Origin of the sequence: Rhodanobacter sp. 7MK24 (assembly GCF_014842995.1) — a bacterium.
Classification (GTDB): domain Bacteria; phylum Pseudomonadota; class Gammaproteobacteria; order Xanthomonadales; family Rhodanobacteraceae; genus Rhodanobacter_A.
In genome coordinates, this window is sequence record NZ_JACYXL010000001.1 from 985133 (window position 1) to 1007907 (window position 22775).

18 protein-coding genes are annotated in these 22775 nt (G+C 67.5%); 9 read left to right on the forward strand and 9 right to left on the reverse strand.

What is annotated here, in order from left to right:
- Positions 1-35: 35 nt before the first annotated feature.
- The 3 genes from IHE49_RS04550 to IHE49_RS04560 all read right to left on the reverse strand — a co-directional run bounded on the left by IHE49_RS04550 (position 36) and on the right by IHE49_RS04560 (position 3688).
- Positions 36-1802 (reverse strand): ABC transporter transmembrane domain-containing protein, encoded by a 1767-nt coding sequence (locus tag IHE49_RS04550; protein WP_192155252.1) that lies wholly within the window; start codon positions 1800-1802, stop codon positions 36-38.
- Positions 1803-1861: 59 nt separating this feature from the next.
- Positions 1862-2953, reverse strand: coding sequence for an acyltransferase (locus IHE49_RS04555; RefSeq protein ID WP_192155254.1), 1092 nt, complete (start codon positions 2951-2953; stop codon positions 1862-1864).
- Positions 2954-3091: 138 nt separating this feature from the next.
- Positions 3092-3688 (reverse strand): YigZ family protein, encoded by a 597-nt coding sequence (locus tag IHE49_RS04560; protein ID WP_192155256.1) that lies wholly within the window; start codon positions 3686-3688, stop codon positions 3092-3094.
- A gap of 105 nt (positions 3689-3793) precedes the next feature.
- Here IHE49_RS04560 and IHE49_RS04565 point away from each other — a divergent pair, with 105 nt between their 5' ends.
- Together IHE49_RS04565 and IHE49_RS04570 are read left to right on the forward strand one after the other, a co-directional pair.
- Positions 3794-4552, forward strand: coding sequence for a YdcF family protein (locus IHE49_RS04565; protein WP_192155464.1), 759 nt, complete (start codon positions 3794-3796; stop codon positions 4550-4552).
- Between the two features lie 163 nt (positions 4553-4715).
- Positions 4716-5489, forward strand: a complete 774-nt coding sequence (locus tag IHE49_RS04570) for a slipin family protein (RefSeq protein ID WP_192155258.1) — start codon at positions 4716-4718, stop codon at positions 5487-5489.
- Positions 5490-5535: 46 nt separating this feature from the next.
- On the opposite strand, the gene xseA is transcribed toward IHE49_RS04570, so the two are convergent.
- Entirely contained in the window at positions 5536-6888 is a 1353-nt protein-coding gene (gene xseA / locus IHE49_RS04575; protein ID WP_192155260.1) for an exodeoxyribonuclease VII large subunit, read from the reverse strand.
- 172 nt (positions 6889-7060) lie between these two features.
- On the opposite strand from xseA, the gene ispG reads away from it, so the two are divergent.
- Complete coding sequence (gene ispG / locus IHE49_RS04580) at positions 7061-8320, forward strand: flavodoxin-dependent (E)-4-hydroxy-3-methylbut-2-enyl-diphosphate synthase (protein WP_192155262.1); 1260 nt, start codon at positions 7061-7063, stop codon at positions 8318-8320.
- Positions 8321-8325: 5 nt separating this feature from the next.
- A complete protein-coding gene (locus IHE49_RS04585) occupies positions 8326-9021 on the forward strand; it encodes a class I SAM-dependent methyltransferase (protein ID WP_343227538.1) in 696 nt (231 codons plus the stop codon).
- Here the strand turns inward: IHE49_RS04585 and aat are convergent.
- The 4 genes from aat to trxB form a co-directional block, all read right to left on the reverse strand.
- Complete coding sequence (gene aat, locus IHE49_RS04590) at positions 8994-9725, reverse strand: leucyl/phenylalanyl-tRNA--protein transferase (RefSeq protein ID WP_192155264.1); 732 nt, start codon at positions 9723-9725, stop codon at positions 8994-8996. The genes IHE49_RS04585 and aat overlap by 28 nt on opposite strands.
- On the reverse strand, positions 9722-10855 hold the full coding sequence (locus IHE49_RS04595) for a peptidogalycan biosysnthesis protein (RefSeq protein ID WP_192155266.1): 1134 nt from the start codon (positions 10853-10855) through the stop codon (positions 9722-9724). The genes aat and IHE49_RS04595 overlap by 4 nt, the downstream gene beginning before the upstream one ends.
- Before the next feature lie 61 nt (positions 10856-10916).
- On the reverse strand, positions 10917-11570 hold the full coding sequence (locus IHE49_RS04600) for a DsbA family protein (RefSeq protein ID WP_192155268.1): 654 nt from the start codon (positions 11568-11570) through the stop codon (positions 10917-10919).
- Positions 11571-11719: 149 nt separating this feature from the next.
- Positions 11720-12685, reverse strand: a complete 966-nt coding sequence (trxB, locus tag IHE49_RS04605) for a thioredoxin-disulfide reductase (RefSeq protein ID WP_192155270.1) — start codon at positions 12683-12685, stop codon at positions 11720-11722.
- Between the two features lie 258 nt (positions 12686-12943).
- Between trxB and IHE49_RS04610 the strand changes: the two genes are divergently transcribed.
- Together IHE49_RS04610 and lolA are read left to right on the forward strand one after the other, a co-directional pair.
- Positions 12944-15214: a DNA translocase FtsK gene (locus IHE49_RS04610; protein WP_225578190.1), complete on the forward strand. Its 2271-nt coding sequence runs from the start codon at positions 12944-12946 to the stop codon at positions 15212-15214.
- Between the two features lie 262 nt (positions 15215-15476).
- Positions 15477-16136: an outer membrane lipoprotein chaperone LolA gene (lolA, locus tag IHE49_RS04615; RefSeq protein ID WP_192155274.1), complete on the forward strand. Its 660-nt coding sequence runs from the start codon at positions 15477-15479 to the stop codon at positions 16134-16136.
- Positions 16137-16356: 220 nt separating this feature from the next.
- Here the strand turns inward: lolA and IHE49_RS04620 are convergent, their stop codons facing one another.
- Entirely contained in the window at positions 16357-19344 is a 2988-nt protein-coding gene (locus IHE49_RS04620; protein ID WP_192155276.1) for a ligand-binding sensor domain-containing diguanylate cyclase, read from the reverse strand.
- A 173-nt stretch (positions 19345-19517) separates the two neighbouring features.
- On the opposite strand from IHE49_RS04620, the gene IHE49_RS04625 reads away from it, so the two are divergent.
- The 3 genes from IHE49_RS04625 (at position 19518) to IHE49_RS04635 (ending at position 22661) form a co-directional block, all read left to right on the forward strand.
- Entirely contained in the window at positions 19518-20855 is a 1338-nt protein-coding gene (locus IHE49_RS04625) for a replication-associated recombination protein A (RefSeq protein WP_192155278.1), read from the forward strand.
- 154 nt (positions 20856-21009) lie between these two features.
- A complete protein-coding gene (gene serS, locus IHE49_RS04630; protein ID WP_192155280.1) occupies positions 21010-22290 on the forward strand; it encodes a serine--tRNA ligase in 1281 nt (426 codons plus the stop codon).
- Positions 22287-22661 (forward strand): LrgA, encoded by a 375-nt coding sequence (locus IHE49_RS04635; protein ID WP_192155282.1) that lies wholly within the window; start codon positions 22287-22289, stop codon positions 22659-22661. Before serS ends, IHE49_RS04635 begins: the two co-directional genes overlap by 4 nt.
- Positions 22662-22775: the final 114 nt, after the last annotated feature.

Sequence of the window (22775 nt, forward strand, 5' to 3'; positions counted from 1 at the left end):
CCGCGCAAAGCGTGAGCTTTCGCATAGACATGGCTTTACGCCACGAACTGCAGCCGCGCCAGCTCCGCGTAAAGGCCGCCTTCGGCCAGCAGGCTTTCGTGCGTGCCCTGGGCCACGATGCGGCCGCCGTCCATCACCACGATGCGGTCGGCGCGTTGCACGGTGGCAAGCCGGTGGGCGATGACGAGGGTGGTGCGGCCTTGTTCCAGTCGCGCCAGCGCCTGCTGGATCGCGGCTTCGGATTGCGCATCCAGTGCCGAGGTGGCTTCGTCGAGCAGCAGCAGCGGCGCGTCGCGCAGGATTGCGCGGGCGATCGCGATGCGTTGGCGCTGGCCACCGGAGAGGCGCACACCGCGTTCGCCGAGCTCGGCGGCGTAGCCTTCGGGCAGGGCGCGTATGAAGTCGTTGGCTTCGGCGGCGCGTGCGGCTTCGACCACGTCGTCGTCGCTGGCGTCAGCGCGGCCGAAGCGGATGTTGTCGGCCGCGCTGCCGGCAAAGATGGCGGTTTCCTGCGGTACCAGCGCGATGGCGCCGCGCAGTTCGGGCAGCGCTAGCGCACGCAGGTCGGTGTCGTCGAAGCGGATGCTGCCGGATTGCGGATCGTAGAAGCGCAGCAGCAGTGCCAGCACCGTGCTTTTGCCGGCGCCCGATGGGCCGACCAGTGCCACCGTTTCGCCGGGCTGGATGGCGAGGTTGAAGTCATGCAGCGCGGGCGCATCCGGACGGCTGGGATAGTGGAAGCGCACGTGCTCGAAGCGCAGCGCGCCGCGCACCGGCCGCGGCAACGCTTGTGGCTGTGCGGGGCTGGCGATGTCGGCATGTTCGCCGAACAGTTCGACGATGCGTTCGGTTGCGCCGGCGGCGCGCAATACATCGCCCCATACTTCGGAAAGGCCTGCCACCGAGCCGGCGGCGAACACCGCGTACAGCACGAACTGGCTCAGCACGCCCACGTCCAGCGTGCCGGCCATCACGTCGCGCGCACCGGCCCACAGCACCAGGGTGATCGCGCCGAAGAACAGCACGATCACCGCGGCGGTGAGCCAGGCGCGCATGCCGATGCGGTGACGTGCCGAGACCAGCGCGCGGGCGATGGCATTGGCGTAACGGCTGCTTTCGATCTGCTCACGCGCGTAGGCCTTCACCGCAGGTGCGGCGTTGAGCGTTTCGTTGGCGATGGCCGCGGCGTCCGCGAGCCGATCCTGGCTGGCGCGCGACAGCTTCTGCACACGCCGGCCGAATACCAGGATGGGCAGCATCACGGCGGGGATCACCAGCGCGGTGAGGCCGGCGAGACGCGGGCTGGTCCATGCCATCATCGCGCTGGCGCCCAACAGCATCACCGCGCTGCGCAGTGCCACCGAGATACCAGAGCCGACCAGCGCCTGGATCACCTCGGTGTCGGTGCCAAGGCGCGAATTGAGTTCGCCCACGCGGCTGCGTTCGAAGAAGCCCACGTCCAAGCCGATCACGTGCGCATAGAGTTGGCTGCGCAGCGAGGCCAGCGCGCGTTCGCCCAGCAAGGTGATGCAGAAGTAGCGCGCCGCAGTGGCCGCGGCCAGCACCAGCGCCACGGCGAACAGGCCGAGGAAGGTGGCGTTGAGCATCGCGGGATCGGCATGCGCGAAACCGTGGTCGATGATCCGCCGTATCGCCATCGGCAGTACCAGCGTCGCGCTGGACGATATGCCCAGGAACACCAGCCACCCCAACGCCAGCGGCCAATGCGGCCTGAGGAAGGGCCACAACTGGCGCAGCGCACCGATGCGGCGGGTGGGGCGGGGTTGGGCGGAATCGCTCATGGGCTCGATGCGGTCGGGCGGCAGTCCGTTCCAGATGGGGACGGCGCGGGGCGATTCAATCAGGCTGCCTGCATCACGCCGTGCTTGCGCGGGCCCTCCATCAGTCGTGCGCGCAAGCGAAGGAAGGGACGCTCGACTGCGTAATGCAGCAGCGCGCCTGCGGCGAGGATGGCCAGCGCGTACGCGGCGAAGGCGGCAATCCCGTGCACCATGGGCCACTGCGGCAACGTTTCGTATACCGCATGCATCGCCAGCTTGTGGCTCAGGTAGAGGCTGTACGAAATGCCGGCGACCCAGCCAGCACCCGGGATGCGCCAGCGCCCCAGCCAACTGGCATTGGCTGCGCCAGCAGCCACCAGCAGGGCCATCGCCAGTGCCAGCAGCGGGAAGCCGAATACGCTGGCGGTGAAACCGGTCTTGTCGCGGAACAGCCAGATGGCGGCAGCGACAAGGAGCAGGCCCGCGATGGCGAGTGCGTTGGCGCGCCGCTGCAAGCCGGCCCACCAGCGTGGGCGATACGCCTGGATCGTCGCCAGCAGCACGCCGGCCAGCAGGCCATCCAATCGCGTCCATGTCGGGTAGTAGATGCATTCCAGCCAGTCCTTGCCGTGCAGCACGGCGTAGCCGCGCAGCAGCATCCCCATCGCTACGACCAGCACGCTGCAACCGATGACCAGACCACGCAACGGACGCCGCGCCAGCCACCAAGCCAGCAACGGGAACAGCAGGTAGAAATGTTCCTCCACGCACAGCGACCACGCGTGCGAGAACGCCTGGTTGTGCTGATAGTCGATCAGCAGGTTCAGCGTGAAGGTGACGAATTGCCATGCCGGTTGCATGCCCGGCACTTCGCGCCAGCCGGGAAACAATACGTACACCGCCAGCACGCTGAAAAAGACCGGCAGGATGCGGAACGCACGACGCAGGTAGAACGCACCGAAGCGCAGGGGCTCTCCGCGGCTCAGCGGTTCCAGCAGCTGCCGCCCGATCAGGTAGCCGCTGAGCACGAAGAACAGGTCCACGCCCATCCAGCCGTAGTCGGCGACGGGTTGGAGCGGACCGCCGATGCCGCCGATCATCCAGGAGTGGAACAGCATCACCCAGGCGATGGCGATGGCGCGCAGCAGGTCGAGGCCGGGCAGGCGTTGCATGGGTTCCCCCGATGACGCGGCGTTGGGCATCGAACCCCTTGTCCGGTGCCGGCCCGCGTGTGGCCGCGCAGTGTGCGCAACGCATCGGCGTTCCTCATGCCCGAACCATGGCAGTTTGCCGGCAGTGCGGCGGAGGGTTCAATCCATGCGGCGAGCCGTGATGCGTCCACGGCTGAGGTCGGCGATGCGCTGCTCGGCTTCGGCAACGCGCTGCGCGGGCAGTTCGAGTTCCAGCGTCACGCCGTGCGCGCCGAATTGTTCCTGCGTCGGTTCGGCTCCCAGCTCGCGCAGACGCGCCTTGAGCAGGGCCAGTTCCGCGAAGTCGCAGCTGAGGCCCAAGCGCACCGTCGCCACGATCGCGACGCGCTCGGCTGTGCGCAGGCATTCCGCGGCCGTGCCGCCGTAGGCGCGGGCGAGGCCGCCAGCCCCGAGCTTGATGCCGCCGTACCAGCGCGTCACCACCACCGCGACACGGTCGAATCCCTGGCTCTCGATGGCCTGCAGGATCGGCCGCCCTGCGGTGCCACCGGGTTCGCCGTCGTCATTGAAACGGTATTCCTGGCCGATGCGGTAGGCCCAACAGTTGTGCGTGGCATCCGCGGCGGACACCTCGCGCACGAAAGCCAGCGCCTGCTCCGGGGTGGCGACCGGCGCGGACTGGGCAAGGAAGCGGCTTTTCTTGATGTCCTCGGCGTGGCGACAGGCGGCAACGAGGGTGTGCAAGGAGTCACTCATGCGATGCAGCGTAGGCGATGCGCGCCACGGCGTCATGCCTTGCATTACCCTCGGGCTTTTGCCGCTGGCTTCGGCAGTGGCTTCGATGGATGGAGCGTGGATGCGATGACGATGGATGTGCTGATCGTGCTCGTGCTGCTGGGCCTGGCATTGCGTGTGCTGAAGCGGCGGCGCACGGCTGCCGTCGCGTTGTGGCTGGCCGTGTTGCTGTTCCTCGCGACAGGCTGCGGCCTGCTGCCGGCGTGGCTGCTGGGCAGCCTGCAAGGGCCGTATGCGCGGCGCCCCACGATTGCCTGGGCGCCACGCAACGCCATCGTGCTGCTGGGCGCCGGCGCGCAGCGTGCAGCGGACGGCACGGCGGAGCCGGGAGAGCCGGCGCACAGCCGCATCAACGAAGCGCTGGCGCTGTATCGCGAATGCAAGGCAAGCGGGATGGATTGCCGCCTCGAAGTGAGCGGTGGCGACGCACGGCACATCGGCGAGTCGGAAGCCGCGGTATATGCGGCTGCGCTGGAGCGCATGGGCGTATCGGCCGCCGACCTGCTGCTGGAACCGCGCAGCATGAATACGTGGCAGAACGCCCAGTTCAGCGCGCCCCTGTTGCACGCCTACGGCGCACAACGCGTGTTGCTGGTGTCCTCGGCCACGCACCTGCGTCGCGCCAGCCTGTATTTCGCGCATTTCGGCGTGGCGATCACGCCGGTGCGCAGCGACTGGCTGAAGGAACGCATGGATTGGTGGCCGCAATCGTGGAATTTCGCGGTGGCCGACGTGGCGTTGCATGAATACGTCGGCGTGTGGCGCTACAAGCTTTATGAAGCGATGGGTTGGAACGTGAGGGCGACCAGCCCCGGCGATGCTTGAGCCACGCTTTGCGCGTCACCGTCCACCGCACGGTTCAGGCATAGGGCAGTCGTCGTAGCGGCTGCGGCGGCGGGGGCTCGTTGGGCATCGGGTCGCCGGAGGGCATGGCGTGATCCCTGCGCGTACACTGAAGTCTCCGGCTTTGCTTTCAACGGGTGATCCCATGTCTGGCTATGCTTTCGTCATCCTGTTGCTGCTGCTGTTCGCCCTGAGCGGCTTGCGCGTGCTGCAGCAGTACCAGCGCGGCGTGGTGTTCCGGCTTGGGCGCTATTGCGCCACCCGCGGGCCCGGGTTGACGTGGATCATCCCGGCCATCGACCGCATGCTGATCGTGGACATGCGGGTGATGACCCAGGACATCGAGCCCCAGGAAACCATGACCAACGACAATGTGCCGGTGAAGGTGCGGGCCGTGGTCTGGTACAAGGTGGTCAATCCCGAGCGGGCCATCGTGCAGGTGGCGCGTTTCGAGGACGCGGTGCGGCAGACCGCGCTTACCAGCTTGCGCAGCGTGATCGGCCAGCACTCGCTGGACGAGCTGCTGAAGGAGCAGGAGAAGCTGTCCAGCACCCTGGGCAAGATCATCGACAAGGTCACTGAGCCATGGGGTGTCGAGGTCGACATGGTGCAGATCAAGGACGTCGAGATACCGCAATCCATGCAGCGTGCGATGGCGCAGGAAGCCGAGGCGCATCGCGAGAAGCGTGCACGAATCATCAAGGCCGAGGCCGAGCACGATGCCGCGCTGAAGCTCACCGAAGCGGCGACCAAGATGGCACAGACGCCGATGGCGATCGAACTGCGGCGCATGCAGATGCTTACCGAGGTCGGCGCCGAGCAGAACACGATGACCATCGTGATGATGCCTTCGGAATTCGTCAACGCGGCCGATGCGATGGTGCGCCTGGCCGGCAGGGCACATCGCGACACTGACTGAACGCGTGGGCCGTTCCGAGGCCGGGACGGAGGCGGATGCTGACGGATTACTTGCCGAGCACCCGCAACTTCAGTTCGCCGGTCGCCAGACGGGCCTGCAGATGTTCGCCTTCGCCCACGTCATCGGGTGCACGTACGATCCTTCCGTCGCCGTCGAACAAGATGGCGTAGCCGCGTTCCAGCGTGGCCAGCGGGCTGACGGCGTGCAGCGTGCGGGCGGCTTGCTGCAGGGCATGGCGGTCGCGTTCCAGCTGGCGGGCGATGGCCTGGCGCAGGCGTTGGGATTGTTCGGCCAGTTGCCGTTGCAGCAGCGGAAGCCGCTGTTGCGGATGGCGCGCCAGCAGGCGGCCATGCAGGTGGTCCAGCCGGGCGCGGTCGCGCTGCTGGCGTTCGCGCAGCACGCCAAGCAGGCGGTGCCGCAGATGGGCAAGGCGTTCGCGGTCGCGCGCGAGCCGTGCCTGCGGGCGCTGCGCCTGCAGGCGCGCGAGCAAGTGGTCGACGCGCTGAGTGAGCGATTGCAGGCGGCGCTGCTCGAACAACGCCAGGCGTTGCCGCAGCTGGCGCAGGTGACGCAGGGTGGCCTGCGCATCGGGTACCAGCAGTTCGGCGGCGGCCGATGGGGTTGGCGCGCGCAGGTCGGCCACGAAGTCGGCGATGCTGAAGTCCACCTCGTGACCCACCGCACTCACCACGGGCACCGCGCTGGCATGGATGGCGCGCGCCACGGCTTCGTCGTTGAAGGCCCACAGGTCTTCCAGTGATCCGCCGCCGCGGGTGACCAGCAGCACGTCGTAGCGCGAGCTGGCCGAGGCCCTCTTCAGCATGGCGACGATGGCGGGTGGCGCTTCGCGGCCCTGCACCGGCACCGGCAGCACGTCCACCTCGGCCAGCGGCCAGCGCCGCTCGAGCACGCTGAGCACGTCGCGGATCGCCGCACCGGTGGCGGAGGTGATGACGCCGATGCGTCGTGCGTAGCGGGGCAGCGGTCGTTTGCGCGCGGCGTCGAACAGACCTTCGGCATCCAGCTGCGCCTTCAGCCGCTCGAACTCGCGTTGCAGCGCGCCTTCGCCGGCCGGTTCCATGTGCTCGGCAACCAGCTGGAATTCGCCGCGCGGTTCGTACAGGCCCACCCGTGCACGCAACAGCACCTGCATGCCATCGACGGGCTTGAAGCGCAGCGCGGCGCTTTTCGGGCGGAACATCGCGCAGCGCACCTGGGCGCCGCTGTCCTTGAGCGTGAAATAGAGATGTCCGGAGGCCGGGCGCGCCACGTTGGACAGCTCGCCTTCGATCCACACCAGCGGCAAGGCATCTTCCAGCAACCCGCGCACCAGCCGGTTCAGCGTGCTGGGTGTGAGGATGTGGCGGGGTGGAGCGGGGCGGTCGTCGGGCGAAAGCATGAGCAGCCGAGCCTAGCACGTCTTGCCGATGCCGGGTCTTGCGTAACAGTGACTTGGCGGCGGTTGTGCAGGTAATGCCTGATGTACGGAGCGGTCGATTGTCATGAGCGTTCCGGTAGAATTTATGCCTTCACGCCGCACGCCACGCGGTGACGGATACATGGTTGCCCGCATGAACGATTCCATCAGCACGAAGCCCCGCGAAGCCCTGCCGCAGGCGCGTCGTCCAAGCGTCGGCGTACAGATCGGCAAGGTGCGCGTGGGTGGCGGCGCGCCCATCGTGGTGCAGTCGATGACCAACACCGACACCGAGGATCCGGTGTCCACGGCGAAGCAGATCGCCGAACTGGCGCGCGCCGGTTCCGAACTGGTGCGCATCACGGTGAACACGCCGGCTGCGGCGGCCGCGGTGCCGCGCATCGCCGAGCGGCTGGCGATGATGGGCGTGGACGTGCCGATCATCGGCGACTTCCACTACAACGGCCACCAGTTGCTGGAGCAGGAGCCGGCCTGCGCCGAAGCGCTGGCGAAGTACCGCATCAACCCCGGCAACGTGGGCTTCGGCAAGAAGAAGGATGCGCAGTTCGGCGCGATCATCGAGAAGGCGATCCAGTACGGCAAGCCGGTGCGCATCGGCGCCAACTGGGGTTCGCTGGACCAGAGCATGGTCGCCACCCTGATGGACGAGAACGCGCTGCGCGCCGATCCGTGGGATGCCAGCCATGTGGCCCGCGAGGCGCTGATCCGTTCGGCGCTGGATTCCGCCGCGCTGGCCGAGAAGATCGGGCTGCCGCGCGAGCGCATCATCCTGTCGTGCAAAGTGTCCGGCGTGCAGGAGCTGATCGCGGTGTATCGCGACATCGCCGCGCGCTGCGACTACGCACTGCACCTTGGCTTGACCGAGGCGGGCATGGGTTCCAAGGGCATCACCGCCTCCAGCGCCGCGCTGGCGGTGCTGCTGCAGGAAGGCCTCGGCGACACCATCCGCATTTCGCTCACGCCGGAACCGGGCGCCTCGCGCACCGGCGAGGTGATCGTGGCGCAGGAGCTGCTGCAGACCATGGGCCTGCGTTCGTTCACGCCGCTGGTCACCGCATGTCCCGGCTGCGGGCGCACCACCAGCGAATTCTTCCAGGAGCTGGCGAAGACCGTGCAGGAACACGTGCGCGCACAGATGCCGGCGTGGCGCGTGAAATACGACGGCGTGGAGAACCTCACCCTGGCGGTGATGGGCTGCGTAGTGAACGGGCCGGGCGAGTCCAAGCACGCCAACATCGGCATCTCGCTGCCGGGCAATGGCGAAGCGCCGGCGGCGCCGGTGTTCATCGATGGCGAGAAGGCGATGACCCTGCGCGGCGAGCACATCGCCAGCGAGTTCGTGGGCATCCTCGACGACTACGTGGCGCGCAAGTACGCCGCACGCGGCAGCTGAACCGAGTGACTGACGGCGCGCAGGAGGCCCTGATCCTCGATGCCTGGCGCGCGAACGCACGGGCTTGGGAATGTGCGGTGCGTGAGGGGCGCATCGACAGCCGGAAGCTGGTGACCGATCGGGCCATTATCGACGCCGTGCTTGCGCGTTCGCCCCGCACGGCGATCGACGTGGGCTGCGGCGAAGGCTGGCTGGCGCGGGCGCTGGCGGAAAAGGATGTGCAGGTACTCGGCACGGATGCGGTACCGGCACTCGTTGAAGCGGCCCGTGCCAAAGGCGGCGGCGATTTTCGCGTCATGTCCCACGAGGCCATCGCTTCGGGTGCCCTGGATCAACGGGCCGATGCGGTGATCTGCAATTTCTCGTTGCTCGGTGGAGCCTCGGTCGATGCCCTGCTCGCCGCGGTGCCGCGCCTGCTGGAGTCGGGTGGCGCACTGATCGTGCAGACCTTGCATCCTGCGATGGCCGGTGAGCCGTACGCGGATGGCTGGCGCGAGGGTTCGTGGGTTGGATGTGGCGAGGGTTTCGGTCAGGCGGCCCCCTGGTATTTTCGGACGCTGGGCACGTGGGTGACCGCTTTCGAGCGAGCCGGCCTGGATCTCGTGCAGTTGGTCGAGCCCTTGCACCCGGACACGGGGCGCCCGGCCTCCGCGATCTTCGTTGCCGTCGCGCGTCACGCGCCGCCGCAGTCGCCGAATTGAACCTGTGAAGCGCAGGGTGCCCAGCTGCCCACGCGGCCGGGCAGCGCAGTGAGCTGCGCCGCTTCGCGCAGGTAGTTCTCCCGTGGCATTTCCTCGGCGCCCAGGCCCAGCGTGTGCGCATTCGCCACCTGCGCATCGATCAACGGCCAGCCCCATTGCCGCAGCAGGGCCGCCAAACTCACCAGGGCGAGCTTGGAGCCGCCGCTTTCGACGCTGAACATCGATTCGCCGCAGAACAACCGGCCGACTGCCACACCGTAGACGCCACCCACCAGTCGCGTACCGTCCCATACCTCCACGCTGTGCGCGTGGCCCAGCCGGTGCAGCGCGGAGTAGGCGGCCATCATTTCCGGGATGATCCAGGTGCCGCCGTGCTCTCCGCGCGGCGCGGCGCAGGCACGGATCACGGTGTCGAATGCCTCGTCCACGCTTATGCGCCACGACTTGCCGCGCAGTTGCCGGCGCAGGCTGCGGTTGGTGCGCAATGCCTCGGTGCGGAACACGCAGCGCGGGTCGGGCGACCACCACAGGATAGGCTCGCCTTCGCCGTACCACGGAAAGATGCCCTGGCTATAGGCGGCCAGCAGCCGTGCGGGCGAAAGATCGCCACCGAACGCGAGCAGGCCATTCGGTTCGATCAGCGCCGTGTCCGGAGCGGGAAAGCGTGCCGGCGAGTCGGAATCGAGTCTGGGCAGGCGGATCATGGTTCGCCGCCTTGTGTATCGCGTCGGGCATAAGGGCTGTGCGCCATGCACTCTTCCGCGTAGCTGTCCATCGATGCGGATTCGCCGCGCAAGGCTTCGCGCACGGCAGTACGGAAACCCTCGTGCACCAGCAGATGCCGCGAGTGCGTGCGCACCGGAAGGAAGCCGCGCGCCAGTTTGTGCTCGCCTTGCGCGCCGGGTTCGAAGCTCCGCAAGCCTTGCGTTATCGCGTATTCGATGCCGCGGTAGTAGCACAGCTCGAAGTGCAGGCCGGGCACATCGACGCGGCTGCCCCAGTAGCGTCCGTACAGCACGCCGTCGCCTTCGAGGAACAGCGCCATCGCGGCGATGCCATCCGTGTCGTATGCCAACGCGAGTTGCGCCATGCCGCCCAGCCGGCGGAAAAATGTCGGCGTCAGCGCGGCGTGGTTGCCCTTGGCGTCGAAGGTGGCGAGGTAGAGCGCATGTATTTCGTCCCATTCGGCCTCGCTGAGCGTGGCGCCATCGCACCAGATTGCGCGCAGGCCGGTGGCGGCCACGCGGGCGCGTTCGTGGCGGATATTCGCGCGCTTCTTGTGGTTGAGCGCGGCGAGGAAGTCGTCGAAATCGCGCCAGCCGCGGTTGTGCCAGTGGAACTGCACGTCGGAACGCATCAGCCAGTCCGTGCCGAAGGCTTCGGCTTCGTCGGCCGGCAGGAAGTTGGCATGTACCGATGACAGTTGCAGGCGTTCCGCTTCGCGTCGCATGGCGTCGACCAACGCGTCCTTCAGCCCGGCATTGCCGCCGGTCAGCAGGCGTGGCCCGGTGATGGGCGAGTAAGGCACGCCGCACAGCAGCTTGGGGTAGTAGTCGCCGCCGGCGCGTTCCCATGCGGCGGCCCAGCTCCAGTCGAACACGAACTCGCCATGCGAATTGCCCTTGAGGTAGAGCGGTGCGGCGGCGCGCAGCCGGCCGTGCTGGTACAGGCCGAGGTGATATGCCTGCCAGCCCCAGTCGGGGCGGATGCAGCCGCTGTCTTCCAGGGTGTGTAGGAAAGCGTGCGAAACGAAAGGGTTGCCATCGGGACGCAGCGCATCCCAGTCATGGGCAGGGATGTCGGCGATGCGGTCGTGGAAGCGTGCTTCGGGCATGCAGGCGATATTAGCCACTGTAGGAGCGCACCCTGTGCGCTCCTACCGGGGAGTCCGTTGCCTAGTGCAAGGCCGGCAGTTGCGTGGCGAGCATCTGCACGAAGGTATCGGGGCGGCCGTAATAGTGATGGTGCGGAAGAAGCGCGCGGCGCCCGTCGATTTCCAGCAGCAGGCTGGGGAAGCCGCGGCCGCCCGCTTCGTCCAGCAGGCGACGGCTGGCTTCTATGTGCTCGAACAGGTCGTGGCCGTCCGCGCGTACGAGCGCCTGGGCGAAGTGCGCGGCATCCAGTCCGATTTCCTCGGCCAGTTCGGCCAGTACCTGCGGTTCGACCACGCGCAGGCCGCGCCGGTAGTGCGCGTTCTGGATCGCGACCAGCATCGGGTAGGCCTTCGCGGCATCCAGCGATTCGGCGGCCAGCACGGCGGCGATGGGCGGCAGCGAATACAGCACGGTGCCGTCGTCCGCCAGCAGGCCCTGCTTGTAGGCCTCGCCGAACGGCTGACCGCTGAGCTGGGCGATGCGTTCGTCGGAATGCACGATGTGTTGCGCCAGCGCGGCATCGACGCGGCGTGGCTCGCCGAACAGGCCGCCGCCGTGCAGGCGCAGCGCGAGGCGGCTACCCAACTGCGCGATGGCCGCGCCCACCAGCGGCTGGGCGGCGTAGCACCAACCGCACAGCGGGTCGTGGATGTAGTGCAGCGTGGCGACGCTCATGCGGTTCAATCTCTTTGCCTTGGCTCGTCATTCCGGCGCAAGCCGGAATCCAGCGCCTTCGCGCGCCATGTTCTTAAGACGCTGGATCCCGGCTTTCGCTGGGATGACGGACAAGATCAGAGCGCTTTCAAGTCTTGGGACGCGGTGATTCAGCCAGCCGGCTTCTGCTGCTCCAGCCAGCGCTCCGCATCCAGCGCGGCCATGCAGCCGAAGCCGGCCGAGGTGATCGCCTGGCGGTACACGTGGTCGGCCACGTCGCCAGCGGCGAACACGCCGGGCACCGAGGTCATGGTGGCCATGCCGTTCTGGCCGCTCTTGATCCTGAGATAGCCGTCGTGCATTTCCAGCTGGCCGGCGAAGATGCCGGTGTTGGGCGTATGGCCGATGGCGACGAAGAAGCCGGTAGCGGCGATGTCGCGGGTGGCGCCGGAGTTGACGTCCTTCACGCGCACGCCGGTGACGCCGGAGTCGTCGCCCAGCACTTCGTCCACGGTATGGTTCCACACCAGCTCGATCTTGCCGGCGGCGGCCTTCTCGAACAGCTTGTCCTGCATGATCTTCTCGGCGCGCAGCTTGTCGCGGCGGTGCACCAGGTAGACCTTGCTGGCGATGTTGGAGAGGTACAGCGCCTCTTCCACCGCGGTATTGCCGCCGCCGATCACCACCACTTCCTGCTCGCGGAAGAAGAAGCCGTCGCAGGTGGCGCAGGCGGACACGCCCTTGCCCTTGAACTTCTCCTCGCTGGCGATGCCGAGATACTTGGCGGTGGCACCCGTGGCGATGATCAGGGCATCAGCGGTGTACTCGCCGGAGTCACCGGTGAGGCGGAACGGGCGCTTGGCGAGATCCACCGAGTGGACGTGGTCGAAGATCATCTCGGTATGGAAGCGCTCGGCGTGCTCGGCCATGCGCTGCATCAGCGCCGGGCCCTGCAGGCCTTCCACATCGCCCGGCCAGTTGTCCACATCGGTGGTGGTCATCAGCTGCCCACCCTGTTGCAGGCCGGTGATCATGGTCGGCTTGAGGTTGGCGCGCGCGGCATAGACCGCGGCGGTGTAGCCGGCAGGGCCGGAGCCGAGGATCAGCAGGCGGGTGTGCTTGGGCGTGGCGGTCATGCGCGGGTTCCTCAGGGTGGTCGGCGGTTGCAGGGCTATTCGCCGCAACCGCCGTGCAGGTTTCATCGCCGTGGCCGGCACGACGTGGAACCGCAAGGATGGGGAAGGTGGGCGGCCGATTCAAGGGATACGGCGGCTACTGAAGCCTGCGCCGCCTGTGTAGACTTGCCTGGACTATCGACATTACGGAAGCACGTCCCGGTGGCGCCAAGCGCAAACGTCAAACAAAAGAAGGAGTCGGCCGGCCTGAGCGACGAGTTGAAGCGCCGCCTGCGCGAGGCGGGTGCCTTGGTATTGCTGGCGTTGGCGTTGTACCTGCTGGTGTGCCTGTTCAGCTACGACGCGCAGGATCCGAGCTGGTCGCATGCCGGCGTGGTCGCGCACAGCCGCAACCTCGGCGGCACGGTGGGTGCCTATGTGGCCGACCTGCTGCGCTACCTGTTTGGCGGCGTGGCGTATTTCTTCCCTCTGTTGCTGCTGGCGCTCAGCGTGCCGGTGCTGCGTCAGCGTGGCGTATTGCCGGTGCAGCCGTGGGAGTCCTCGCTGCGGCTGGTCGGCTCGGTGTTCTTCTTCATCACCGCGCCGGGGCTGTGCTGGCTCAACTTCCCGCAGAGCACGATGGCGCCGGAAGGCGCCGGTGGCGTGATCGGTCGTGCGGTAGCGCATGGCCTGCTCGCCGCCTTCGGCGACAAGGGCGCGCCGCTGCTGCTGCTCGCGCTGTTCCTCGTCGCGGTGACGCTGGCCACCGGTCTGTCGTGGTTCAAGGTGATGGACTGGACCGGGCAGGCCACGCTGCGCGCGGTCGAATGGCTGCGCGGCAAGCTGCGCGCGGCGCCCGATGTGATCAAGGCGCAGCAGGCGCGTGCCGAGCGTGACGTGGTGAAGAAGGCCGAGGCCGTGAAGCAGGCCAAGCGCGAGCCGGTACGCATCGAAGCACCCCCGACGCCGGTGGCCAAGAGCGAGCGGGCGAAGGTTGAAACGCAGATTCCGCTGTTCACCGGCGCCTCGCAGCCGGGCGAACTGCCGCCGTTGTCGCTGCTGGACGAAGCGCCGGAGCAGGGCCCGGGCTATTCGGAAGAAACGCTGGAAGTGCTGTCGCGCCAGGTGGAACTGAAGCTCAAGGAGTTCCGCATCGATGCCAAGGTGGTGGGCGTGTATCCCGGCCCGGTCATCACGCGCTTCGAGCTGGAGCCGGCGCCCGGCGTGCGCGGCTCGCAGGTATCCAGCCTGGACAAGGACATCGCGCGCGGCCTCTCGGTGGTCAGCGTGCGCGTGGTAGACGTGATCCCTGGCAAGAACGTGATCGGACTGGAGCTGCCCAACACCAAGAAGCAGATCGTCTACCTCTCCGAGATCCTGCGCTCGGACAAATACGACCAGACCAAGTCGCCGCTGGCGCTGGCGCTGGGCAAGGACATCGGTGGCCGCGCGGTGGTGGCCGACCTGGCCAAGATGCCGCACCTGCTGGTGGCCGGCACCACCGGCTCGGGCAAGTCGGTGGCGGTGAACGCGATGGTGCTGAGCCTGCTGTACAAGGCCAGTGCCAAAGACGTGCGCATGATCATGATCGACCCGAAGATGCTGGAGCTCTCGGTGTACGAGGGCATCCCGCACCTGCTCGCGCCGGTCGTGACGGACATGAAGGAAGCCGCCAACGCGCTGCGCTGGTGCGTGGCCGAGATGGAGCGCCGCTACAAGCTGATGGCCGCGGTGGGCGTGCGCAACCTCGGCGGCTTCAACAAGAAGGTGAAGGACGCCGAGAACGCAGGCCAGCCGCTGCTCGACCCGCTGTTCCGTCCCAATCCCGAGATGCCCAACCTCGCCGCCGAGCCGTTGGAGCCGCTGCCCTACATCGTCATCATCATCGACGAGTTCGCCGACATGATGATGATCGTCGGCAAGAAGGTGGAGGAGCTGATCGCCCGCCTCGCGCAGAAGGCGCGCGCCGCCGGCGTGCACCTGGTGCTGGCCACGCAGCGTCCGTCGGTGGACGTGATCACCGGCCTGATCAAGGCGAATATCCCTACCCGCATCGCGTTCCAGGTGTCGAGCAAGATCGACTCGCGCACGATTCTCGACCAGTCCGGCGCCGAGGCGCTGCTGGGCCACGGCGACATGCTCTACCTGCCGCCCGGCACCGCGATGCCCGAGCGCGTGCACGGCGCCTTCGTGGACGACCACGAGGTGCACAACGTGGTGAACTGGCTGCGGGCGCAGGGCGCGCCGCAATACATCGAAGGCGTGCTGGAGGAAGTGCAGGCCACCTCCGACGGCAAGTTCATCAACGACTCCGGCCTGCCGCAGGAGGGCGAGGAGGGCGGCGACGCCGATGCCCAGCTCTACGACAAAGCCGTGGCTATCGTCACCCAGACACGCCGCGCCTCGATATCGGGTGTGCAAAGGCATTTGCGCATCGGCTACAACCGCGCCGCGCGTCTGATCGAGCAGATGGAGCAGGACGGCGTGGTGAGCGCGCCGCAGCACAACGGCAATCGCGAAGTGCTGGCACCGCCGCCGCCCAAGGGTTGAGCGATTCGCTCCTTCTCCCCTTCAGGATAGGACTGGAGTGAGGGGCGATTCCTGAGACGAGCCGGCAAGACGGATCGCTCCAATCGGGCAACAAGGCAAGACTTCCTCATCTTGCCTGCCTTGCGCCTCAACGCCGACGTCATCCACGGCATCTCCTTGCGTACTCCCGGCAGAGAAGAGCGAGCCCTGGCGTTGCGGTCAGCGTCGAACGGTTAAGCCTTCCCCTCTACAATGCGCGCATCGCATTGCGCACAGAGTCTCCATGAAACGCCTCATTCTCGTCGTCGTAGCGCTCCTGCTGTCGCTGACAGGCGTAGCACAGGCCGCCACCGGTGCAGCCCGCGCACGGCTGGACGCGTTCGCCACCGGCCTGCATTCGCTCACCGGCAATTTCACCCAGGCCCTGCTCGATCCGAACGGCAACGCCGGCAAGACCAGCAGCGGCACGCTGGCGCTGGAGGCGCCGCGGCAGTTCCGCTGGGAAACCACTGCTCCCTACAAGCAGACCATCGTGGCCGACGGCAGCCGCGTGTGGATGTACGACCCCGAGCTGGAGCAGGTCACCGTGCGCATCCAGTCCGGCGAAGAAGCGCACAGCCCGCTCACCGTGCTCACCGACCTCAAGCAGATGGACAAGGAGTTCAAGGTCGCCGAGCAGGGCGAGCACGACGGCCTGGTCTGGCTGCGCCTCACTTCCACCGCCAAGGATCCGCAGTTCGCCTATGCCGATCTCGGTTTCGACGCGAACGGGCTGGCGCGGATGACCTTCAAGGACCAGCTCGGTTCCACCACCGACATCCGTTTCTCGAACTGGAAGCGCAATGCCGAGATCCCGGCGTCGGTGTTCACCTTCGTGCCACCCAAGGGCGCCGACGTGATCGGCGACGCCCCCGTGTTGCAGGTGCAGCCGCTGCAGAACTGATGGTCTCCTGCCGGTAGCGCTGGAAAGGCAGGGTCAGCGCGGGCAACGGCATGGTGGTCCGCACCGCACGCCACCGGCATCTTCGCCGGCATGCGCATCTGTCCAGGCCATCTGCTGCGCGGCCTGCAGCTGGCCATGTCGCAGTTGCGCGTCTCGTGCTCGTGGCGGCGCGCTTCGCGCCAGGCAGCGCCGTCGGTGCGTTGCTGTTCGAGCAACCGAATCAGCTGGCCAGCGTGCAGCGGTTGCGGCCGTGGTGCTTGGATTCGTAGAGCGCGGTATCGGCGCGCGACAGCCATGAGTTCATGCTCTCGCCGGGGCGCAGCTCGGCGACGCCGATGCTTACCGTGATGGAGATGGCGCGCCCTTCGTGCCGGATGAGCGTGCTGCGGAGCTTGCTGCGGATCCGCTCGGCGACCGCCATCGCCTGCTCGCTGGTGTCGTTCGGCAGGCACAGCACGAGTTCTTCGCCACCGTAGCGGCCGACCAGGTCGCCGGTACGCAATTGCTGGCAGATGACGCCGGCGGCAGTGCGCAGTACGGCGTCGCCGGCAAGGTGGCCATGTTCGTCGTTGACCAGCTTGAAGCGATCCAGGTCCAGCAGGGCGATGCAGGCGGGCATCGAGCTGGCGTCGCAGCGCACTCCTTCGGCCAGTTCGAGGAAGCGGCGGCGGTTGCTCACCCCGGTCAGTTCGTCGGTGCTGGCCAGCAGGTCCAGCCGCCGGTTGGCGGCGAGCAATTCGCGGGTGTGTGCGTCGATCTGCGCCTGCAATTGCGTGGCGCTGTGGCGCAGGTAGAGCGTGCGCAGATGCACCAGCAGCACGACCAGCGCCAGCGCCAGCACGATCCCCAGCAGGCGTGCCCACAGGGTTTCGTACCACAGCGGCGCCACGTAGATATCCAGCTGGCTTTCGACGGTGTGCGCATGCAGTCCGCGCGGCACGGCGCGCAGGTGCAACACGTATTGGCCGTGGGGCAGGTTGGTGTAGATCGCGCTGGGCAGGGTGCCCTTGGGTACGTCAATCCAGTCGCTGTCGAAACCGTCCATGCGGTAGCTGTAGTCGGTTTCCTGCTGCGCCTGATAGTCGAGCAGCGCGAAGTCCACCCGCAGGCTGCGTTGGGAGGCTGACAACGCAAGGGTGCCGTGGTCGGCGGGCAAGGGCAGCGGGTGTCCGTCCGCCAGCGCGTTGGTGAAGCGCAGCGGGGCTTGTGGGACGTCGGTCCGGTATCGAAGCGGGCGCACCACGGTGAGACCGCCGAGGCCACCGAACAGCAGCGTGTCGTCCGGTGCGCGCGCGGCGGCGGCATAGATGTAGCTGACGATGTGCCGCCCGTCGCGAATGCCGAGGTTGCGGATGCGCAGGCTGTTGCCGTCGACCACGGAGATGCCGTTGGATGTGCTGACCCACACGTTGCCGTTGTCGTCGGGCAGCAGGGCGGTGATCTTGTCGTTGACCAGGCCGGCCTCCATGCCGAACCGCTGGAAACGCCAGGGCGATGCGTCGCCGTTCGGCAACATGGCAAGGCCGCCCAGCGTGCCCACCCAGATGCGGCCGCGCGTGTCGACGGCGATGGAATCCACCAGGTTCTGCGGCAGGCTGCCGGAATCGCCTTCGCGCCGAGCCAGGTTCACGAAGCCGCTGGTCTGCAACGGATCGCGTGCGATGCTGATGCCGTTGTTGGTGGCGTACCAGATCGACGTGCCCACGCGCACGATCTGGTGCACGGTATCGCTGCCGAGGCTGTCGGGCTGGTTGGCGACGTGGCCGTAGTGGATCAACTGGCCGTTCCGCGTGTCGTAGCGGTAGGCGCCGTTGTAGGTGCCGATCAACATGTACGGTCCCAGCCTGAGCAGGCTCAGCACCGGGCCGCCGTCCAGCTCGGGCAGGATGGAACCTTTGAGGGTCAGCGTGACCGGATCGATGCGCGCCAGCCCCTGGGTTCCGACCCAGATCGAGCCGTCCGGCGCCTCGGAGAGGCTCTGCACGTCGCGGCGGGCCTGCTTGCCGTCCAGCCGCAGGTGACGCACGGTGGCGTCGACCGGATCGATGATGTCGATGCCGCCAACCGCCATGCCCAGCCAGATCCGGCCGCTTGCATCGACGTAGACGCTGCGCACATTGGGGTTGGAGAGCGAGTGCGCGGGATCGGCCGCAGGCAGCAGGGAAAACGCGATGTTGGCGCTGGCGTTGCTGCGCGCGGCGCCGAGGTCGGTGGCGGCCCAGACATTGCCAGCCTGCCCCAGCAGCAGCGCACGCACGGTGTTGCCGGGCAAGGAGGAGGGCAGCGAAGTGTCCTGGGCGATCACGCGCGTGCTGATGTCGCCAGGGCTGTAGGTGACGATGCCGTCGCCGTCGGTGGCGATCCACATCCGGTTCGGCGCCACCTCCAGGAAATCGCGCACGGTGGCCTGTTGCGCCTCGCCGGCGTAGCCGCTGAAGCCCGGCACCATGCGCCAGCTGCCGTCGGCCTCGCGGTAGAGCGTGCCCATCTGCACGCTGCCCACCCAGAGCCGGCCTTCGGCGTCTTCGCGCACGGCCCAGATTTCGCTGCGCAGTATCTGGTCGACCACGCCCGCGGGATGCGGTGGCCGCACGAAATCGGCGCTGCCCGCGTAACGCACGAACAGTCCCTTGTTGTTGCCCAGCCAGACGTTCCCGGAACGGTCCTGGTAAACGGTGAAATCGCGCGGTGCGGCTTCTCCGCCGGTGGGTATCGGTTCGATGCGGTCGTTGCGCAGGTCCAGTCGGTCCAGCCCGCTGTCGGTGGCGACCCATACGCCATGATCGCCGTCGGGCGACAGGGCGTAGATCTTGCGGCTGCTGGTGCCGCCGGCGCCCACCGGATAATTGTGGAACTGCCCGGTCTGCGGATCGAAACGCGTCAGTCCCCCGGCGTTCGTGCCCACCAGCAAGCCGCCGTCCGGCAACGCGAGCAGGGTGCGCACATAGGTGTCGGGCAGGCCGGTGGCCGTGGCGCTGGCTTGCTCGAACACCCGCATGTGATAGCCGTCGTAGCGCGCCAGGCCGCCCATGGTGCCGATCCAGAGCAGGCCGTCGCGATCCTCCGCCAGCGCGGTGGTGATGGAATGGGGCAGGCCCTCGGCCATGCCCACGGTGTCGAACCACTGCCGTTCCAGCGTGTGCCAGCGATCAGTCGGGGCTGCCGCGTGCGCGGGCGACAGCGACAGCAACACCATCAGCACCGTCATGAAAGCCGCGCACAGTCCATCGCCTCGCCTTCGGCGATGGTGGTGCGGACCTGGATGCTGGCGGATTCCCCCGGACATGCGCAGCTCCCCGTGCGCGCTGTACCAACCTCACATGATAACCGGTGTCATGGGTGCCCGGGCTAGTCCGCACCGGCCGCCGTATCATGGTGGTCATGCCCCCCAATCCCTTTCAGCCCTCCGCCTCCCTGTTTGCCGAACCCGACGCGCTGAAGCCCTTGGCCGAGCGCATGCGCCCGCGCAACCTCGATGAAATCGTGGGCCAGCGCCGGCTGGTGGCGCCCGACCGTGCCCTGCGCCGCGCGCTGGAGGCTGGCCGGTTGCATTCCATGGTGCTGTGGGGGCCGCCCGGCTGCGGCAAAACGACGCTGGCATTGCTGGTGGCGCAGTACGCCGCGGCCGACTTCAAGGCGATCTCGGCCGTGCTTTCCGGCCTGCCCGAGGTACGCAAGGCGTTGGCCGAGGCAGAGGTGAACTTCGCCCAGGGTCGGCGCACCGTGCTGTTCGTGGACGAGGTGCACCGCTTCAACAAAGCCCAGCAGGACGCCTTCCTGCCGCACATCGAGCGCGGCGTGATCCTGTTCGTCGGCGCCACCACCGAGAACCCCTCGTTCGAGCTGAATTCCGCGCTGCTTTCGCGCTGCCGCGTGCACGTGCTGGAGGCGGTGTCGGCGGACGACATCGTGGCCGCGCTCAGGCGTGCGCTGGAGGATGCGGAGCGCGGCCTCGGTGCGCAAAACCTGCAGGTGGACGATGCCCCGCTGCAGCTGATCGCCCAGGCCGCCGACGGCGACGTGCGCCGCGCGCTCACCCTGCTGGAGATCGCCGCCGAGCTGGCCGAAGGCAACCGCATCGACCAGGCCACGCTGGAACAGGTGCTGGCCGACCGCACGCGCCGCTTCGACAAGCAGGGCGAGCAGTTCTACGACCTGATCTCGGCGCTGCACAAATCCGTGCGTTCCTCCGACCCGGACGCGGCGATCTACTGGCTGGCGCGCATGCTGGACGGCGGCTGCGACCCGTCCTACCTCATGCGCCGCATGACCATCATGTCGGTGGAGGATGTCGGCCTCGCCGATCCGCGCGCGTGGCACATGGCACTGGACGCATGGGACACCTTCGAGCGGGTCGGCATGCCCGAGGGACGCCTGGCGCTGGCCAACCTCGCGGTCTATCTCGCCGTCGCACCGAAGAGCAATTCCGCCTACAAGGCACTCGCCGCCGCGCAGGCCGCGATTGGGGAGACGGGTACGCTGGAAGTGCCCATGCATCTGCGCAATGCCCCGACGAAACTGATGAAGGGGCTGGGCTACGGCAGCGGCTATCAGTACGACCACGACGTCGAAGGTGGCGTCGCGCTGGACCAGCAATGCCTGCCGGATGCGCTGGATGGCACGGTGTTCTACGAGCCGGCGGAACGCGGGCTGGAATCGCAGATGCGCGACAAGCTGCTGGCGCTGCGCGAGATCCGCCGCAAGGCGCGCGGCAAATAGCCGGGCAGGAGCGCACCCTGTGCGCGATTGCTTTTGCTTTGATCGAAGTGCAAGGCAATCGCGCACAGGGTGCGCTCCTGCCCACCGGCGCGTTGCGGCGCAGCGGGTGCGAAAGCGATAATCGGCGCTTTCGACAGCTGCCCGGAAACCACCCATGCTCGACCCCGCCCTGTTGCGTTCGCGCCTCGCCGAAACCGCGGCGCGCCTCAAGGAAAGCCGCGGCTTCGAGCTCGACGTGTCCGCCGTGGAGTCGCTGGAAAGCGAGCGCAAGCGCCTAGCCACCGAGACGCAGGAGCTGCAGAACCTGCGCAATACCCGTTCCAAGGCAATCGGACAGGCCAAGGCCAAGGGCGAGGACACCGCGCCGCTGATGGCCGAGGTCGCCGGCATCGGCGACAAGCTCAAGGCCAACGAGACCGCGCTGGCCGACGTACAGGCCAAGCTCGCCGACATCGCGCTGGGCATCCCGAACATCCCGCACGAGTCCGTGCCGCCAGGCAAGGACGAGACCGAAAACGCCGAGCAACTGCGCTGGGGCACGCCGCGCACGTTCGACTTCGAGGTAAAAGACCACGTCGACCTCGGTGCCCGCCACGGCTGGCTCGATGCCGATGCCGGCGCCAGGCTTTCCGGCGCGCGCTTCACCGTGCTGCGCGGCCAGCTGGCGCGGCTGCACCGCGCGCTCGCGCAGTTCATGATCAACCTGCACACCGGCGAGCACGGCTACCTCGAGTGCAACGTGCCGCTGATCGTCAACGCCGCGACCATGCAGGGCACCGGCCAGCTGCCGAAGTTCGAGGAAGACCTCTTCAGCACCCTGGTGGGCGACAGCAAGCGTTACCTGATCCCCACCGCCGAGGTGGCGCTCACCAACCTCGTCGCCGACAGCATCGTCGAGGCCGACGCGCTGCCGATGCGCTTCACCGCGCACTCCATGTGCTTCCGCGCCGAGGCCGGCAGCTATGGCCGCGACACCCGCGGCATGATCCGCCAGCACCAGTTCGAAAAAGTGGAGATGGTGCAGATCGCCGCGCCCGAACAGTCGCACGCGCAGCTGGAGGAAATGGTCGGCCACGCCGAGAAGGTGTTGCAGCTGCTGGGCCTGCCGTACCGCAAGGTGCTGCTGTGTACCGGCGACATGGGCTTCTCCGCGATCAAGACCTACGATCTCGAAGTGTGGCTGCCCAGCCAGAACACCTACCGCGAGATTTCCTCCTGCTCCAACTGCGGCGACTTCCAGGCGCGCCGCATGCAGGCGCGCTGGCGCAACCCAGCCACCGGCAAGCCCGAGCTGGCGCACACGCTCAACGGCTCCGGCCTCGCCGTGGGCCGCACCCTGGTAGCGGTGATGGAAAACTTCCAGAACGCCGATGGTTCGATCACCGTGCCCGACGCGCTGCGCCCGTACATGGGCGGCCAGGAGCGGATTGCGTGAACGCGCCTGCCGGGCACGGCTGGGACAAGGTCGAGTACTGGAGCAGCTATTTCCTGCTCGCGGTGCTTGGCTCGGTGATCCTCACCCGCCTCGGCTTTGCCGGCGTCTGGTCGATGCCCCTGCTGGACATCGTGCTGGGCAGCATCGCACTGCTGCTGATCATCGCCAGCCCCTGGATCGCGCGTCGCCGCAACGTGCGACTCACCATCGTCGCTTATGCCACCGCCACCCAACTGGTGCCGCTCTGCATTCGCCAGCCCGTCGTGTTGCTGCCGCTGCTCGGCGCACTGATTCCCGTGGCCATCACGATCTGGGCGCTGGTCGCGCTGTCGCGCAAGGGCCGCACGGGGCAGGGAACGGGGCAGACCTGATAGGATGCGTGCCGTCTGCCGGCACGCGAGCAACCAGCGGAATAATCCGGAGAGATGGCCGAGTGGTTTAAGGCAGCAGTCTTGCTCGCGGAGGCAGGAAGCCGAAGCGAACAG